This is a genomic window from Pseudomonas sp. YL2, from assembly GCF_023063025.1.
GTDB classification, from domain to species: Bacteria; Pseudomonadota; Gammaproteobacteria; order Pseudomonadales; family Pseudomonadaceae; genus Aquipseudomonas; species Aquipseudomonas putida_A.
Window position 1 is genome coordinate 1 of sequence record NZ_JAJSLU010000025.1, and the last position, 16,376, is coordinate 16,376.

At 61.6% G+C, this 16,376-nt stretch carries 14 protein-coding genes; 1 reads left to right on the forward strand and 13 read right to left on the reverse strand.

What is annotated here, in order from left to right:
- Positions 1 to 229: 229 nt before the first annotated feature.
- The 10 genes from trpE to LVD08_RS26160 form a co-directional block, all read right to left on the reverse strand.
- On the reverse strand, positions 230 to 1,711 hold the full coding sequence (trpE, locus tag LVD08_RS26115; RefSeq protein WP_247269627.1) for an anthranilate synthase component I: 1,482 nt from the start codon (positions 1,709 to 1,711) through the stop codon (positions 230 to 232).
- Between the two features lie 71 nt (positions 1,712 to 1,782).
- Entirely contained in the window at positions 1,783 to 2,601 is an 819-nt protein-coding gene (locus tag LVD08_RS26120; RefSeq protein ID WP_047296963.1) for a phosphoglycolate phosphatase, read from the reverse strand.
- Entirely contained in the window at positions 2,598 to 3,272 is a 675-nt protein-coding gene (gene rpe, locus LVD08_RS26125) for a ribulose-phosphate 3-epimerase (protein ID WP_003228808.1), read from the reverse strand. The genes LVD08_RS26120 and rpe overlap by 4 nt, the downstream gene beginning before the upstream one ends.
- A gap of 80 nt (positions 3,273 to 3,352) precedes the next feature.
- Positions 3,353 to 4,501, reverse strand: coding sequence for an iron-containing alcohol dehydrogenase (locus LVD08_RS26130; RefSeq protein WP_247269628.1), 1,149 nt, complete (start codon positions 4,499 to 4,501; stop codon positions 3,353 to 3,355).
- 222 nt (positions 4,502 to 4,723) lie between these two features.
- Positions 4,724 to 5,548: an ABC transporter permease gene (locus LVD08_RS26135; RefSeq protein ID WP_247269629.1), complete on the reverse strand. Its 825-nt coding sequence runs from the start codon at positions 5,546 to 5,548 to the stop codon at positions 4,724 to 4,726.
- Positions 5,549 to 5,560: 12 nt separating this feature from the next.
- The gene (locus LVD08_RS26140) at positions 5,561 to 6,808 is read right to left on the reverse strand and encodes an ABC transporter permease (protein ID WP_027610728.1); all 1,248 of its coding nucleotides are present in this window, start codon (positions 6,806 to 6,808) and stop codon (positions 5,561 to 5,563) included.
- A 182-nt stretch (positions 6,809 to 6,990) separates the two neighbouring features.
- Entirely contained in the window at positions 6,991 to 8,034 is a 1,044-nt protein-coding gene (locus LVD08_RS26145; RefSeq protein ID WP_027610727.1) for an ABC transporter substrate-binding protein, read from the reverse strand.
- Between the two features lie 48 nt (positions 8,035 to 8,082).
- Positions 8,083 to 9,207 carry an ABC transporter ATP-binding protein gene (locus LVD08_RS26150; RefSeq protein ID WP_007966453.1) on the reverse strand — a complete coding sequence of 375 codons (1,125 nt, stop codon included), beginning with the start codon at positions 9,205 to 9,207 and terminating at the stop codon, positions 8,083 to 8,085.
- Positions 9,208 to 9,558: 351 nt separating this feature from the next.
- Positions 9,559 to 10,188, reverse strand: a complete 630-nt coding sequence (locus LVD08_RS26155) for a response regulator (RefSeq protein ID WP_003228820.1) — start codon at positions 10,186 to 10,188, stop codon at positions 9,559 to 9,561.
- A gap of 125 nt (positions 10,189 to 10,313) precedes the next feature.
- On the reverse strand, positions 10,314 to 12,710 hold the full coding sequence (locus tag LVD08_RS26160; protein ID WP_247269630.1) for a PAS domain-containing sensor histidine kinase: 2,397 nt from the start codon (positions 12,708 to 12,710) through the stop codon (positions 10,314 to 10,316).
- A gap of 74 nt (positions 12,711 to 12,784) precedes the next feature.
- Between LVD08_RS26160 and LVD08_RS26165 the strand changes: the two genes are divergently transcribed.
- On the forward strand, positions 12,785 to 13,774 hold the full coding sequence (locus LVD08_RS26165; RefSeq protein ID WP_247269631.1) for an alpha/beta hydrolase family protein: 990 nt from the start codon (positions 12,785 to 12,787) through the stop codon (positions 13,772 to 13,774).
- A 130-nt stretch (positions 13,775 to 13,904) separates the two neighbouring features.
- Here LVD08_RS26165 and LVD08_RS26170 read toward each other — a convergent pair whose 3' ends face one another.
- The 3 genes from LVD08_RS26170 to LVD08_RS26180 are packed head-to-tail and all read right to left on the reverse strand — an operon-like array spanning position 13,905 to position 16,361.
- Positions 13,905 to 14,672, reverse strand: a complete 768-nt coding sequence (locus tag LVD08_RS26170; protein WP_247269632.1) for a TerB family tellurite resistance protein — start codon at positions 14,670 to 14,672, stop codon at positions 13,905 to 13,907.
- 1 nt (position 14,673) lies between these two features.
- Positions 14,674 to 15,345, reverse strand: coding sequence for an N-acetylmuramate alpha-1-phosphate uridylyltransferase MurU (gene murU, locus LVD08_RS26175; protein ID WP_247269633.1), 672 nt, complete (start codon positions 15,343 to 15,345; stop codon positions 14,674 to 14,676).
- Positions 15,342 to 16,361, reverse strand: coding sequence for an aminoglycoside phosphotransferase family protein (locus tag LVD08_RS26180; RefSeq protein WP_027610722.1), 1,020 nt, complete (start codon positions 16,359 to 16,361; stop codon positions 15,342 to 15,344). Before LVD08_RS26180 ends, murU begins: the two co-directional genes overlap by 4 nt.
- Positions 16,362 to 16,376: the final 15 nt, after the last annotated feature.

A 16,376-nucleotide genomic window follows, 5' to 3' on the forward strand; every position in this document is an offset into this window, starting at 1 on the left:
GAGGTATTGCTCTTCGCCAGGGGGGGGGGAAGGGGGGGGTCCTTTGCTATTTTTTGCTCTGAGGCAAAAAAACCCGGGCCCCCCCCACGGGCGCCTCGTTTTTTATGGCTGATCACAACACAATGTGGGAGCGGGCTTGCTCGCGAAAGCGGTGTATCAGCCGACATCCATTTTGAATGCCAGCCCGTATTCGCGAGCAAGCTCGCTCCCACAGGGAGACTGTGTGGACTCAGCTTTCCGGGGTTTGCTCGGCCAATGCCACGGCACGGAACATCGCCCGACGCTTGTTCAGGGTTTCTTCCCATTCCAGCGCCGGCACCGAATCGGCAACGATGCCGCCACCGGCCTGCACGTGCAGTTCGCCGTTCTTGATCACCGCGGTACGAATCGCAATCGCGGTGTCCATGTTGCCGTTCCAGGCGAAGTAACCGACCGCGCCGCCATACACGCCACGCTTGACCGGTTCCAGTTCATCGATGATTTCCATCGCGCGGATCTTCGGCGCGCCAGACAAGGTGCCCGCCGGCAGAATCGCCCGCAACGCGTCCATCGCCGTCAGCCCGGCCTTCAATTGGCCGGTGACGTTGGAGACGATGTGCATCACGTTGGAATAACGCTCGATGACCATTTTCTCGGTGAGCTTCACCGAACCGATTTCCGAAACCCGGCCAGTGTCGTTACGACCCAGATCGATCAGCATCAAGTGCTCGGCGATCTCCTTGTCGTCCGACAGCAGATCTTCTTCCAGCGCCAGATCCGCTTCTTCGGTAGCGCCACGCGGCCGCGTGCCGGCAATCGGGCGCACGGTGATCAGGTTGTCTTCGACCCGCACCAGCACTTCCGGCGAACTGCCGACGACGTGGAAGTCGCCGAAGTTGAAGAAGTACATGTACGGCGTCGGGTTGAAGCAACGCAGGGCGCGGTACAGATCGATCGGCGCAGCCTTGAAATCGATCGACATGCGCTGCGACGGCACGACCTGCATGCAATCGCCCGCGAGGATGTATTCCTTGATGGTGTCGACGGCTTTTTCGTAATCGTCCTGAGTAAAACTGGAGCGGAATACCGGGTCAGCCGCTTGTTGCTTGCTGAAATCCAGGCCACGGCGCGGGGTGATCGGCTGGCGCAGTTTCTCCAGCAGTGCCTGCAATTGCGCCTGCCCCTGCTCGTAAGCATCGGCTTGCGCCGGGTCAGCGAGGACAATCGCGTGCATCTTGCCGGCGAGGTTGTCGAACACCACTACCGCATCGGACACCATTAGCAGAATGTCCGGCACGCCCAGTGGATCCGGGTTCGGGCATTTGCCCAGACGCTTCTCGACATAGCGCACGCAGTCATAACCGAAATAACCGACCAAGCCACCGTTGAAACGCGGCAGACCGGCGATGCTCGGCACGTTGTAGCGGGCCTTGAAGGTTTCGACGAAGGCCAGCGGGTCTTCGACGTCATGGCTTTCGGTCTCGACGCCATCGACTGTGATGCTTACGTGATGGTCATGCACCCGCAGTACGGTGCGGCACGGCAGGCCGATGATCGAGTAACGGCCCCATTTCTCGCCGCCCTGCACCGATTCGAGCAGGTAGGAGTTGGGCTGGTCGGCCAGTTTCAGGTAGATCGACAGCGGGGTGTCGAAGTCGGCCAGGGTTTCGCAGGCCAACGGAATGCGGTTGTAGCCGTCAGCGGCCAGGCGCAGGAATTCTTCGCGGATCATGGGGTGCCTCGTGGTGTGAGGGGCAAATCAGTCAGGTGTGCAAACGCGCCGGCAAGCCGGCCAGGCATCAGTCAGGCGCGCCAACGCCAGCGGGCCAGGGCCTTGATGACTTTCATCCAGAGTTTGCGGGTGACCACCACGATGGCGTTTCCAGAATGGGATTGAGAAGCGTCGGGCAACGTTATCTCAGCGGCTGTACCGAGGCAACCGGGAATTAGCTTGCGCAGATCGTCGATCACCAGTGCCGGGGATTCCTCGGCAATCGGTCGACCGTGGTTGTAGCCGTAGCTCAGCGCCACGCACTTGACCCCCGCCGCTTTCGCCGCCAGCACGTCGCTGCGCGAATCGCCGACGAACAGCGATTGCGAGGCAGGAATGTTGGCCATCTTCATCACGAAGAACAGTGCCGCCGGGTCGGGTTTTTTTTGCGGCAGGGTGTCGCCGCCGATGATCCACTTGAAGTAGCGGCCGATCTTCATCTGATCCAGCAGCGGCGCGACAAAACGCTCCGGCTTGTTGGTGATCAATGCCATGGCCACGCCCTGTTTGTGCAGCCATTTGAGAGTGTCGCGTACGCCGGGATAGACCACGGTCAACTCGTGGCTCGCGCCATAGGCTTCCATGAATACTTCCAGCGCGTGCTCGGCCTCGACGTCATCCACCGCCGAATGATCGATGCCACCGGCCAGCGCCCGGCGCACCAGCACCGGTGCGCCATTGCCGACCCACTCGCGCACCGCCTCGATGCCGGCAGGCTTGCGGCCGAGGGAGAGCAGCATGGTGTCCACCGCCGCCGCCAGGTCGGGAACCGAGTCGATCAACGTGCCATCCAGATCGAACATCACCAACCGTGGCAGTTGCCCCGGGAACAGCTGCTCAAAACCGCTCATGGGCGCGCCAGCGCCAATTCGGAACGCATCTTGTCGATGACTTCCTGATAGTTCGGTGCATTGAAGATCGCCGAACCGGCCACAAAGGTGTCAGCGCCAGCGGCCGCGATTTCGCGGATGTTGTTGACGTTGACGCCGCCGTCGATTTCCAGACGGATGTCGCGCCCCGAAGCATCAATGATCGCCCGTGCTTCGCGCAGTTTGTCGAGGGTGCCAGGAATGAACTTCTGCCCGCCGAAGCCCGGGTTGACGCTCATCAGCAAGACCATGTCGACCTTGTCGATCACGTACTTGAGCACGTCCAGCGGGGTCGCCGGATTGAACACCAGGCCGGATTTGCAGCCGCCTTCACGAATCAGTTGCAGCGAACGATCGACGTGCAGCGTGGCTTCCGGGTGGAAAGTGATGTAGGTCGCGCCCGCCTCGATGAAGTCGCCAACGATGCGATCCACCGGGCTGACCATCAGGTGCGCGTCGATCGGCGCGGTGATGCCGTACTTGCGCAGTGCCGCGCAAACCATCGGGCCGATGGTCAGGTTCGGCACGTAGTGGTTGTCCATGACATCGAAGTGGACGAAGTCGGCACCGGCGGCCAGAACATTGTCCACTTCCTCGCCGAGGCGGGCGAAGTCGGCGGAGAGAATCGACGGAGCAATTACGAAGGGCTGCATGACGCACCTTTTCTGAGCTAAATCACGATGGCGCGCATTGTATACCTCAAGTTTCCGTGCGCGCACCGTGACCGCGATGATCAGTACGCCGCTCGGTAGATCTTCTCGATATCCGCAGCGCTGAGCTTGCGCGGGTTGTTGCGCATCAAACGCTCGATTCCCGCGGCCTCCACGGCCATGGCCGGGATCGCCTCTTCCGGCACACCGAAACTGCGCAGCCCGGCCGGAATTTCCACCGCCGCGCACAGTTCGGTCATTGCCTGCACGGCTTTGTCCGCCGCCTCGGTGGCGCTCAGATGAACGGTCTTCACCCCCATGGCCTCGGCGATATCCTGCATGCGCTCGACGCAGGCCATCTTGTTCCAGGTCATGACATACGGCAGCAACAAGGCATTACTCACGCCATGGGCGATGTTGAAACGCCCGCCCAACGGATAGGCCAACGCATGCACCGCGCCGACCCCGGCATTGCCGAACGCCATCCCGGCCATCAGGCTGGCGGTGGCCATGTCCTCACGGGCCTGCAGATTGGCGCCATTGGCGTAGGCCTTGGGCAGCGACCTGGCAATCAACCTGATTGCGCCGAGCGCCAGCGAGTCGGTGATCGGCGAAGCGTTGACCGACAGATAGGATTCGATGGCATGCACCAGCGCATCAACACCACTGGCGGCGGTGACGCTGCGCGGACAGGTCAGGGTCATTTGCGGACTGACCAGCGCCACGTCCGGCAACAGGTAGTCGCTGACGATGCCTTTCTTCAGTTGCGCGACCTTGTCGGAGAGGATGGCGACGTTGGTCACTTCCGAGCCTGTGCCGGCGGTGGTCGGGATAGCGATCAGCGGCGGGCCTTTACGCGGCACCTGATCGACGCCGAACAGGTCCTCCAGCGCACCGTGGTATCCGGCATACGCGGCGACACTCTTGGCGATGTCGATGGCACTGCCGCCGCCGAGACCGATCAAGCCGTCATGCCCGCCCTCGCGATACACGCGCATGCAATCTTCGACGATGGCGATTTCCGGGTCCGGTAGCACCCGGTCAAAAATCTCGTACTCGCGCCCGCCCAATTGGCACAGCGCCAGCTCCACGGTGCCGGACTTGACCAGCGCGGCGTCGGTGACGATCAGCGGGTTGTCGATGTCGAGGCGGGTGAGTTCGGCGGCCAGTTGCTCGATGGCCCCGGCGCCGGTAATCAGTTTGTGAGCGATTTTGAACTGGGACAGACTCATCGTGCGCAGCCTCTTATAGATGTGGGAGCTGAGCACAAGGTTAGCTGGGGTTTTGAGGTTGTCTGGCATTCACCCCATGAATGACAAAAAACTTCGCATACAACACAAATCCTTGTGGGAGGGGGCTTGCTCCCGAAAGCGGTGTGTCAGTCGACATCAACTTCAACTGATCCACCGCTTTCGGGAGCAAGCCCCCTCCTACAGTTTTGACCGTGTACGGCGTCAGACCTGCGCGGTACGCAGTTTCTCGCTACGACCGCGCAGCCATTCAAGGGTTAACAGCAGGATGACAGAGAAGGCGATCAGCAAGGTTGCCGCCGCCGCAATCGTCGGACTGAGGTTCTCGCGAATGCCGCTGAACATCTGCCGTGGCAAGGTCGCTTGCTCGGGGCCGGCGAGGAACAGCGTCACCACCACTTCATCGAACGAAGTGGCAAAGGCGAACAACGCCCCGGAAATCACCCCCGGCGCAATCAACGGCAGGGTCACCCGACGGAACGTGGTCAATGGCGAAGCGCCAAGGCTGGCCGCCGCCCGCACCAGATTGTGGTTGAACCCCTGCAACGTTGCCGACACGGTGATGATCACGAACGGCACACCCAACACCGCGTGCACCACGATCAGCGAGAAGAAGCTATTGCCCAGTCCCAGCGGTGCGAAGAACAGATAACTCGCCACACCAATGATCACCACCGGCACCACCATCGGCGAAATCACCAGCGCCATCACCAGGGATTTGCCGGGGAAGTCGCCACGTGTCAGGCCGATCGCCGCCAGCGTGCCGAAGACCATCGCCAGTACCGTGGCCGCCGGGGCGACGATGATGCTGTTCTTCAGCGCGCGCATCCACTCTGCCGAAGCGAAGAAGTCGTGATACCACTGCAGCGAAAAGCCCTGCAGCGGATACACCAGGAAACTGCCGGAGTTGAACGACAGCGGCACGATCACCAGCACCGGCAGAATCAGGAACAGCAGGATCAGGCCGCAGAGGATCCGCAAGCTGTAGAACCACACCCGTTCGATGGGCGACATGTAAGGACTCAGCATTTCAAATTCCCCTTAGCTCAGACGCAGGCGACTGGCGCCCACCAGCCAGCTGTAGATCAGATAAAGCACCACGGTCGCCAGCAGCAACAGGCCGCCCAGTGCAGTGGCCATGCCCCAGTTGATGCTGGTGTTGGTGTAGAACGCGACGAAGTAACTGACCATCTGATCGTTCGGGCTGCCGAGCAGCGCCGGGGTGATGTAGTAGCCGATGGCGAGGATGAACACCAACAGGCAACCGGCACCGACGCCGGCATAAGTCTGCGGGAAATACACCCGCCAGAAACTGGCGAACGGATGGCAGCCCAGCGAGATGGCGGCGCGCATGTAGGTCGGCGAGATGCCTTTCATCACGCTGTAGATCGGCAGGATCATGAACGGCAGCAGGATGTGCACCATCGAGATGTAGACCCCGGTGCGGTTGAACACCAGCTCCAGCGGCTTATCAATGATGCCCATCGCCATCAGTGCGCTGTTGATCAGCCCGCCCGATTGCAGCAACACGATCCACGCCGCGACCCGCACCAGAATCGAGGTCCAGAACGGCAACAGCACCAGAATCATCAGCAGGTTGCTCTGCCGTGATGGCAGGTTCGCCAGCAGGTAGGCCAGTGGATAGGCGAGGAGCAGGCAGATCACGGTGATGATCAGGCCCATCCAGAACGTGCGGGCGAAGATGTCGAGGTAGATCGCCTGATCCGGGGTGGCCGGGGCCAGTTCGCCGAGATCATCGATACGGTGATCCACCGCCGCCAGCAGGTAGTAAGGCGTGATGCTGCTGGTGTTGCGTTTGACCGCTTGCCAGTAGGCCGGATCGCCCCAACGCTCATCGAGCGCTTCGAGGGCTTCTTTATAGGAGGCCGGTTCGCTGGCGAAGGGCAGCGCCCGGGCGGTTTTGGTCAGCAGGCTGCGATAGCCGGCCAACTCCATGTTCAAGCGCTTGGACAGATCGCCCAGCGTCTGGTTTTTGCGGGCTTCGGCGAGATCTTCGCCGGCCGCTTTGTACACCGGTTCAGCGGGCAGGCCACGGCCGTCCCAACTGGCGATGGCCGCCACGGTGCGCGGCATGCCGCCGACCACTTCCGGGTTGCCGACGCTTTTGTAGAGCAGCGCCACGATCGGCACCAGAAACACCAGCAACAGAAACAGCACCAGCGGCGCAATCAACGCCTGGGCCTTCCAGCGGTTGACCCGCTCGGCGCGCTTGAGCTTCTGCTTCAAGGTGGGGCTGGCGCCCTCGTTCAGGGGAACGGCGATGGCCATGACGTACTCCGCAAATCTTTGATCGTTACAGAGGTGGCGAACCACCTCGATCGATTGATGCACACAAATCCAGATGTGGGAGCGGGCTTGCTCGCGAAGGCGGCGCATCAGTCGACATCAATGTTGAATGTGCTGATGCTTTCGCGAGCAAGCCCGCTCCCACAGGAGAGCAAGCTCTCGGATTACTTCGCAGCCCAGGAATTGAAGCGCTGCTCCAGTTGCTCGCCGTTGTCAGCCCAGAAGCTGACGTCGATCTGCACCTGGTTGGCGATGTTTTCCGGGGTGGTTGGCATGTCTTTCAGCACGTCCTTGCTCAGCAGCGGTACGGCTTGGGTGTTGGCCGGGCCGTAGGCGATGTTTTCCGAGTAGGTCTTCTGTTGCTGCGGCTGAACCGAGTAGGCGATGAATTTCTTCGCCGCTTCGGCGCGCTTGGCGTCCAGACCTTTCGGGATGGCCCACGCATCGAAGTCGTAGATGCCGCCGTTCCACACCACTTTCAGGTTGGATTCTTTCTGCACGGCGGCGATGCGACCGTTGTAGGCCGAGCTCATGACCACGTCACCGGAAGCAAGGTATTGCGGTGGTTGCGCGCCGGCTTCCCACCACTGAATGCTCGGCTTGAGTTCATCGAGTTTCTTGAACGCGCGATCCTGCCCTCCCTTGCTCGCCAGCTCTTTATAAACGTCCTTCGGTGCAACACCGTCGGCCATCAGCGCGAATTCCAGGGTGTACTTGGCGCCTTTGCGCAGGCCACGCTTGCCCGGGAATTTCTTGGTGTCCCAGAAATCGGCCCAACTGGTTGGCGCGGTTTTCAGCTTGTCGGCGTTGTACGCGAGCACGGTCGACCAGACGAAGAAGCCCACGCCGCATGGCTGAATCGCGCCTTTGACGTAGTCTTCAGTCTTGCCGAACAGCGCCGGGTCGAGCTGTTCGAACATGTCTTCATCGCAACCACGGGACAGCTCTGGCGATTCGACTTCCACCAGATCCCACGACACGCTCTTGGTGTCGACCATGGCTTTGACCTTGGCCATTTCGCCGTTGTACTCGCCGGCAACGATCTTGCCGTTGCCCGCCGCTTCCCACGGTGCGTAGAAGGCTTTGACTTGCGCCGCCTTGTTCGCCCCGCCAAACGACACCACAGTCAGATCGGGACCGGCGGCCATAGCGCTGGCCGCACCCATCAGGCCCAGGGTCAGGGCGGTGAACTTCAGGGATCTCAACATTTATTGTTCTCTCCACGTGCAGGGTTGGTGTTGGTATTGCCGGGGCGCTTAGTGCGCCTCTAGAAGAGGATCGAGTGCGCGAACGTGCTCGACCTGCCAGCCAAGCGGAACCACGTCGCCGACCGCGAGCGCTGGATCGAGCTCGGCAATCGGCTGTTTCACGAAGAAGTCGGTCTTGCCGCAGACTTCCAGGCGCACCCGGACGTGGTCGCCCAGATAGATGAATTCCGCCACCCTCCCTGAGAAGCGGTTGACGCATTGGTCGCTCGAACCGTTGAGGCTGACGCGCTCCGGACGGATCGACAGGGTCACCGGTTCGCCGGTCTGGCCGACGTTGACCGCCAGCGCCTCGACCTTCTCGCCCCGGCCCAACTCGACCACGCAACGCTCGCCGCTCTGGCTGAGCAGTCGGCCGTTGAGGCGGTTGTTCTCGCCGATGAAGTTGGCGACGAAAGTGTTTTTCGGTTCTTCGTAGAGCGTGCGCGGTGGCGCGATCTGCTGGATCTCGCCCTGATGAAACACGGCGACGCGGTCGGACATGGTCAGGGCTTCACCCTGGTCGTGGGTCACATAGACCACGGTCACGCCGAGGCGCTGGTGCAGGTGTTTGATCTCCATCTGCATGTGTTCGCGCAGTTGCTTGTCGAGTGCGCCCAGCGGTTCGTCCATCAGCACCAGTTGCGGTTCGAACACCAGCGCCCGGGCCAGCGCTACACGCTGCTGCTGACCGCCGGAGAGTTGTGCCGGATAACGCGAAGCGAAGGCGTCGAGCTGGACCATGCTCAGGACTTTCTTGACCTTGTCGCTGACGTCGCTCTTGTTCAGGCCACGTACGGTCAGCGGGAAGGCCAGATTCTCGGCCACGGTCATGTGCGGGAACAGCGCGTAGTTCTGGAACACCATGCCGATGTCGCGCTTGTGCGGCGGCACGTTGTTGATTGCACGGCCGGCCAGGAGGATTTCGCCGGCGGTCGGGGTTTCGAACCCGGCGAGCATCATCAGGCTGGTGGTCTTGCCCGAGCCGGACGGCCCGAGCAGGGTCAGGAACTCGCCTTTGCGAATGTCCAGGTTGAGGTCTTTGACGATCAGGTTCTCGCCGTCGTAGCTCTTCTGCACTCCACGAAAGCTGACCAGCACGTCACTGGCCCCTGCGTTTGAATCGACCTGGCTCATACCCACACCTTTGTTATTGGTAACTGCTGTGGATTAAGCCTAGTGGCTGGCGCCAGCCACGCAAATCGGGGCGCAGGAGAGAATCGCCTCAGCCGGATGGAAGGTTGGGGGTAGGGATTGCCCTACAAGGATGGCGCGTTTTGGCAAACGAGCTACGAGCACCAAGCGGCAAGCCACGAGAACAAGCAAAAGCGGTTGTCGCTAATGGATATGCTCGCAATATCGGGCGCTATGAAGATCCCCTGTAGGAGTGAGCCTGCTCGCGATAGCGGTGGCTCAGTCACTGAAGTATTGCCTGACAGACCGCTATCGCGAGCAGGCTCACTCCTACAGTTTTAACTGCGGTGATCTTTAGAGAAGTTTGTGCTCCATCGCGTATTTGACCAGCTCGGCCAGCGAGGTGATGTTGAGCTTCTGCATCAGCCGCGCCTTGTGGGTGCTGATGGTCTTGCTGCTCAACGCCAGTTGTTGGGCGATGTCGTTGACGTTGGCGCCCTGGGCCAGGCGCTCGAACACCGAGAACTCACGCTCGGACAGCAGCGAATGCAACGGACGCGTGTCGGTCAGGCCGACTTCGAAGACCATGCGGTCGGCCAGTTCCGGGTCGATGTAGCGTCCGCCGGCCGCCACTTTGCGAATCGCCGTCAGCAGCAACGCCGGATCGCTGTCCTTGGTGGCATAGCCCGCGGCGCCGACCTTCAGCGCACGGGCGGCCATTTGCGCCTCATCGTGCATCGACAACACCAGAATCGCCGGCGGATTGTTCAGCGCACGGATTCGCGGGATCGCCTCCAACCCATTGACGCCAGGCATCGAGATGTCCAGCAACACCACTTCACACGGCACGCTGCGCAAGGTTTCGAGGAGCTGCTCGCCATTGCTCGCCTCCCCCACCACTTGCAGATCCTTGGCCAGGCCGATCAATTGCTTGATGCCTTCACGGACGATGGTGTGGTCTTCGGCTACCAATACACGGATCACATTCTTCTCCATTATTCTTATTCAGCGCCAAGGTCATTCGCGAGCAGGCTCGCTCCCACAGGGAAGTGCATTGCAATGTGGGAGCGAGCCTGCTCGCGATAGCGTCAGCTCAAACACCACAACCTTCAAACCTCATTCACCGGCACCCAAACATTCAGACTGGTGCCCTCCCCCGGCTCACTCTCAAGCAACAAGCGTCCGCCCATGATCAGCACCCGCTCGCGCATACCGACCAAACCAAAGGACGTCGGCCGATCCGCCGCAGCGACAAAGCCTACGCCATCGTCGCTGACCGTCAGACACAACTCGTCGCCTTCCAGCGCCAGTGTCAGCTCCACAGTATGCGCCTGAGCATGGCGCATGACGTTGGTCAGCGCCTCCTGCAGGATGCGGAACAGCCCGATCGCCTTGGCATCGCTGAGCACCGGCAGATTGTCCGGCACCTGCACCAGACACGGAATCTGCGTACGCGCCTCGAAGCGCCGCGCCTGCCACTCGATCGCTGAAGCAATCCCGGCATCGAGAATCGGCGGGCGCAACGCCGTCGCCACATCACGCACCAGCTGGAACAACTGGGCGATCAGGCGTTTCATGCTGTTCAAGCGCTCGTGCAGCCCCGGGTCGAGTTGTGCGTAGGCCAGTTCGCACATCGAGGTTTCCAGCTTCAGCACCGTGAGCATCTGCCCCAGTTCATCGTGCACTTCCCGGGCGATCCGCGCCTTCTCTTCTTCGCGCACGCTCTCCAGGTGCGCCGACAATTCGCGCAGTTGCTCGCGGGAGGCGGCAAGCTCCAGCTCGATACGTTTGCTTTCGCTGATGTCCCAGACGATGCCGTCCCAGACATAGGCGCCATCCTTCAGCTGTCGGGTGATTGCCTTGATCTCGGCCCAGCGCTGCTCGCCCTGACGGGTGAGGATGCGACCCTGCCACGACCAGTCACTGTCAGTGTCCAGCGCTTGATCCTGAGTCTGGTGGTAACTGGCCCTGTCGTCCGGGTGCACCAGACTGCGCAAGCCCATGTCGCGATGGGCGATGGCGGCCGGCGCATAGCCGACCAGACTCTCGCTGCCCTCGCTGATGTAGGCGAAATCGATCTGCCCGGTCACCGGCGCCCGCTCCAGGCGAAACACCAGCCCCGGTACGTTGGCGGCGATGCCTTGCAGGCGCGCTTCACTTTCCTGCAACGCGGCCAGGGCGCGGCGGCGCTCGGTGACGTCGGTGAGATAAACCACCAGATACTCGCTGTCGCGAAAACGCAGAAAACTCAGCGAGACGTCCGCCGGCAGGATGCTGCCATCGGCGCGCACGCAACTGGTTTCAAAACTCAGCGGCCCTTCTTCACTGGCCCGCGCGCGTTTCCACAGGTTGAGCCAGCGATCCATGTGCAGGCCGGGTTCGAAGTCGATCAGCGGCCGTTCGATCAGCGCGCCCTGTGGATAACCGAGCATGTGCTCCGCAGCGCGGTTGGCGTAGCGCACATGGCTATCCCAGTTGACCCAGAGAATGCCGACGGTGCTTTGGTCGATGGAAAACTGGGTCAGGCGCAAGGCTTCTTCGCTGGCCGCGCGCAGGGCGATGTCTTCACGTGCAGCCAGCAGACGCTGTTCGAGGCTGTGTTGCTGGCGTCGTTGCCAGACAACGATGGCCAGGCAACTGAGCAACAACACCGCAAACAACAGGCTGAGGTTCTGCCAGAACCCCGGCGACTCCGTGAGCCGTGGGTACTTGGGTTGCAGCCATTGGTTGTGCAGGCGCTCCAGATCCTTGGCCGGGATCGCTCGCAAGGCGCTTTCGATGATCCCGGCCAATTGCGGCCAGTCGCGCCGCGTGGCAACCCGCAACAGCTGCGGCAAGCCGATATCGCCGACCACCACCAACCCGGCGAACTCCGGCTCGGCGGACAAGCGCCCGAGTTGCGCTTCATCTATCACGGCGTAGGACGCTTGTTGGGTCAGCAACAGTTGCAGTGCCTGACGCTCCAGCGGCACGCCTTGCAGATTCAGATGGGGATAGGTGCTGCGCAAATAATCCGCGGTGACGCTGGGCATGCGCACCGCGACGCGGGACAGGCTGTCGAGCTTTTCCAGCTCGACCACGCCGCCGCTCTTCTGGTCGCTGACCACCAGTTGCGGCACACGCATGTAGGGATCGGAAAACAGCCACAGGCGCAGCGCACCCGGGGTCTGGGTCAGGCCCGGGGCGATGTCGATTTCACCTTCGCGGGCGGCGTCTTCCAGTTGCGCCAGATCCTGAAAATTGCGCCAGCTCAGCTCGACGTTCAGGGTCTTGGCCAGCGCCTTCATCAATTCGACATTGGCCCCGGACAAGCGCTGCAAGCGCCGGTCGTATTGCGCGTACGGTGCCTGCAATACCAGACCGACGCGCAACTCACGGTGCTGCGCCAGCCATTGCTGCTCGCCGGGCGTCAACAGCGCTGCATGTGCCGCCGGCGCAGACGCCGCCCAGCCCATCAAGGGAAAACACAACCAGCCGATAACCCACAGGCAGCAAAAACGCATCATTGAAGTCTCTTGCACTGACAAATTCTGACCAACCCATTAGGCTGCCGGGATACTTTTCTGGCCTGGAATAACCGATGCCCTCTGTCTACCGCCTGGCAATGCCAGCATTGTGCCTGTCGCTGATCCTGCCTTGTGCGTTTTCCGTCGAAGCCGCCGATCCGGCACCTGCCTCCACCGCCGAGCAACCGGCCGCCGAAAAACCGGCCGAACGCCAGCCACTGCTTGAGCGTAGTCAGGAAGAAGCCTCAGCACTCGAACGCAAAGTCCCGGCACAAGAACAGCAGCAATTGCAGGCCGGCGCCGATACTTTCCTCGCCCTGTGGAAACCGGCCAACACTGCCGAGCCCAAAGGTGCGGTGATTATCGTCCCCGGCGCCGGTGAAACCGCTGACTGGCCGCAAGTGATCGGCCCACTGCGCAGCAAATTGCCCGATGTCGAGTGGAGCAGCCTGAGTATCACCCTGCCGGATCTGCAAAGCGATGCCATCGCACCGCGGGTGATTGCGCCCGCCGCCGCGCCGAAAGCCCCGGAAAGTGGCAGCAAGGATTCCACCACTGCGCAACCGATCGAACAGGCGGCGGGCGGTGAAGCGGAAGTGGCGGATCAGGTGGTCGCCGAAACGACTGAAGAACAATCCAAAGCTGATGCCGAACGGATCTTTGCGCGGATCGATGCGGCGATCGCCTACGCCGAGCAACAAAGCGCACGCCGGATCGTGGTCCTCGGTCACGGCACGGGCGCCTACTGGGCGGCGCGCTTCCTCAGCGAGCGGCAGAGTTCGCAGGTCGAGAAACTGGTGATGGTCGATGCGCAAACGCCGAGCAAGGCCAAGCCACAGCTGGCCGAGCTGACGCCGACCCTGAAGTTGCCGACCGCCGACATTTACTACATGGACAAGGCGCTGGATCGCAACGCGGCGCTGGAGCGCATGCAGGCCAGCAAGCGCTTGAAGACTTCGACCTTCAGCCAGGTGGCGCTCAAGGCGTTACCGGATAAAAAGGCTGAGCAGGAACAGCTGTTCCGGCGGGTGCGTGGCTGGTTGAATCCGCAGAAGACGGACTGATAGACCGAGTCGCCCCATTCGCGAGCAGGCTCGCTCCCACATTTGAATGCATTCCATCTGTAGGAATGCGATCAGTGTGGGAGCGAGCCTGCTCGCGAAGAGGCCCTCATCAACAACTAACTTCTAACGATCAGCGAAAATCCCGTCGCGCTCGAATCAACGTAAACGCGTTGTGCAGCTCGCGGGTTTTCTCGGTCGCCTCACGCACCTGCTCCGGCGTCGCGCCGCTGCCGGCGATCTTGTCCGGGTGATGACGGCTGAGCAGTCGGCGATAGGCGCGCTTGATCTGCGCCGGCTCGCTGGTCGCCGACACCCCGAGCAGGCGCATCGCTTCCTGATAACTCACCGCGGCACTGACAATCGGCCGTTTATTGGGCTCGTAATCATTGGCCAGCGCCTGAATCTGGTGGGTTGTCCAACCCAGCCACTTGCCCCACTGCGCCAATAATTCACGCTCACTGACGCCCGCACGACCGTCGGCCCAGACCATCCGCCAGCAGGCGCGCAACACGCCCTCGGCGGCATGCGGCTGAGCACTCAGGCGGCGCAGATAACCGCGCAGGCGGTCGCCGCCGGACTTGCCGCGATTGAACGCAGCAATCGCCCGCCGCCGTGCCGGCTCGCTCATTTCCAGGGCGTTCATTTCATGGCGGGCCTGCTGGATATGGCCGTCCGTCACTCGCCCATCACTCTTGGCCAGACGCCCGAGCAACACGAACAGCAATTCGTCGTTGCGCAACATCGGCCGTCCGCCGAGTTTTTCCCGCAAGTGCCCCCAGCTTTGCAGGTGCAGGCGCCGATCCAGCGCCTGTCCCAACAATGCCCCAAGCATGGCCCCCGGAATGCTGGCGATCGCAAAACCCGCTCCGGCTCCAATCAGAGTCCCTGGCCACAACATATCAACGACTCGCTTCTATCAATGCTTCAGCTTCGGCCAGACGCTCATGCGTACCGACATCCACCCAGTGACCTTTCAGACGCTCACCGCTGACCTGCCCGTCAGCCATGGCTTTGCGCAGCAGTGGTGCGAGCTTGAATGCGCCGTCCGCGCAGCCATCGAACAACTGCGGATGGAGCACGGCGATGCCGCTGTAGGTCAGGGTTTGCGCGCCTTGCTGGCCATCCTGTACCCGGCCGTCAGTCAGGGTGAAATCGCCCGTCGGATGATGAGCCGGGTTGTCCGCCAGTACGAGATGCGCCAGACCGTTGATCGGTTGATGCAGCACGCTGAAGTCGTAATCGGTCCAGATATCGCCGTTGACCACCAGGAACGCATCGTCACCGAGTAACGGCAAGGCGCGGAAAATGCCGCCGCCGGTTTCCAGCGGCTCACCTTCCGGCGAGTACTGGATGCTCACACCGAACTGCGAACCGTCGCCCAGGTAATCTTCGATCTGCTGACCGAGCCAGGCATGGTTGATCACGATCTCGCTGTAACCAGCCGCCGCCAGCGCGCGCAGGTGATATTCGATCAACGGCACGCCGCCGGCACGCACCAGCGGCTTGGGGGTGGTCAGGGTCAGCGGGCGCATGCGCTCGCCCTTGCCTGCCGCCAGAATCATCGCCTTCATGCGCTCACTCCGCCACGCAGACTGGCGAGCAATGCCTGCAGATCCGCCAGTTCAGGACGGCGCGCGATCACCGCTTCTATATAGGCGAAGAAACGCGGCACGTCGGCCAGGTAGCGCGGCTTGCCATCGCGATGACAGATCCGGGCGAAGATGCCGATGACTTTCAGGTGGCGTTGTACGCCCATCAGGTCGCTGGCACGCAGGAAGTCTTCGAAATCCGCTTGCACCGGGATGTCCAGCGCCGAGGCTTGCTGCCAGTAGCTTTCCAGCCAGCCACGCACGCGCTCTTCAGGCCAACTGAGGAAGGCGTCCTTGAACAGGCAGGTGACGTCGTAGGTGACCGGGCCGTAGACCGCATCCTGAAAGTCCAGTACGCCCGGATTCGGCTCGCTGAGCATCAGATTGCGCGGCATGTAGTCGCGGTGCACCAGCACTTTCGGCTGGGCCAGGGCGCTGTCGATCAGCAGATCGCTGACGGCTTGCCATTGTTGCTGCTGTGCCGCGTCGAACTCGATGCCGAGTTCGCGCTTCACATACCACTCGGGGAACAGTTCCAGCTCGCGGCGCAGCAGCGCCACGTCGTAACTCGGCAGCGGTGCGACCATCGGCAATTGCTGAAAAGCCAACAGCGCCTGCAGGGCATCGCTGAACAAAGCGTCGGCATTTTCGCTGTCGATTACGTCCAGATAGGTCTTGTTGCCCAGATCATTGAGCAAAAGAAATCCGCGTTCGAGGTCTTCTGCATAAATTTTCGGCACGTTAATTCCGGATTTCGCCAGCAAAAAGGCGATATCCACGAACGGTTTGCAGTTTTCCTGGGGCGGTGGCGCGTCCATCACGACGAAACTGCGACCCGCGCCTTCCCAACGGAAATACCGGCGGAAACTCGCGTCGCTGCTGGCCGCGGTCAACGTGGCCGGGGGCACGGCGCCCCAGCCCTGATCTGCAAACAGGATTGCCAACTGCTCATCGAGCCAAACTTTCAGGTGTTGCAAGCGTACATCTTGGTCAGGCATTGCAAGGGTCTCCGA

Bases quoted from the DNA above. Each gene is read 5' to 3' on its own strand.
- LVD08_RS26165 (WP_247269631.1), top strand. From the start codon at position 12,785: ATGCCCTCTGTCTACCGCCTGGCAATGCCAGCATTGTGCCTGTCGCTG.
- LVD08_RS26180 (WP_027610722.1), bottom strand. From the start codon at position 16,361: ATGCCTGACCAAGATGTACGCTTGCAACACCTGAAAGTTTGGCTCGAT.
- LVD08_RS26130 (WP_247269628.1), bottom strand. From the start codon at position 4,501: ATGAGTCTGTCCCAGTTCAAAATCGCTCACAAACTGATTACCGGCGCC.
- LVD08_RS26145 (WP_027610727.1), bottom strand. From the start codon at position 8,034: ATGTTGAGATCCCTGAAGTTCACCGCCCTGACCCTGGGCCTGATGGGT.
- murU (WP_247269633.1), bottom strand. From the start codon at position 15,345: ATGAAGGCGATGATTCTGGCGGCAGGCAAGGGCGAGCGCATGCGCCCG.
- LVD08_RS26120 (WP_047296963.1), bottom strand. From the start codon at position 2,601: ATGAGCGGTTTTGAGCAGCTGTTCCCGGGGCAACTGCCACGGTTGGTG.
- LVD08_RS26135 (WP_247269629.1), bottom strand. From the start codon at position 5,548: ATGCTGAGTCCTTACATGTCGCCCATCGAACGGGTGTGGTTCTACAGC.
- LVD08_RS26150 (WP_007966453.1), bottom strand. From the start codon at position 9,207: ATGAGCCAGGTCGATTCAAACGCAGGGGCCAGTGACGTGCTGGTCAGC.
- LVD08_RS26160 (WP_247269630.1), bottom strand. From the start codon at position 12,710: ATGATGCGTTTTTGCTGCCTGTGGGTTATCGGCTGGTTGTGTTTTCCC.
- trpE (WP_247269627.1), bottom strand. From the start codon at position 1,711: ATGATCCGCGAAGAATTCCTGCGCCTGGCCGCTGACGGCTACAACCGC.
- rpe (WP_003228808.1), bottom strand. From the start codon at position 3,272: ATGCAGCCCTTCGTAATTGCTCCGTCGATTCTCTCCGCCGACTTCGCC.
- LVD08_RS26140 (WP_027610728.1), bottom strand. From the start codon at position 6,808: ATGGCCATCGCCGTTCCCCTGAACGAGGGCGCCAGCCCCACCTTGAAG.
- LVD08_RS26170 (WP_247269632.1), bottom strand. From the start codon at position 14,672: ATGTTGTGGCCAGGGACTCTGATTGGAGCCGGAGCGGGTTTTGCGATC.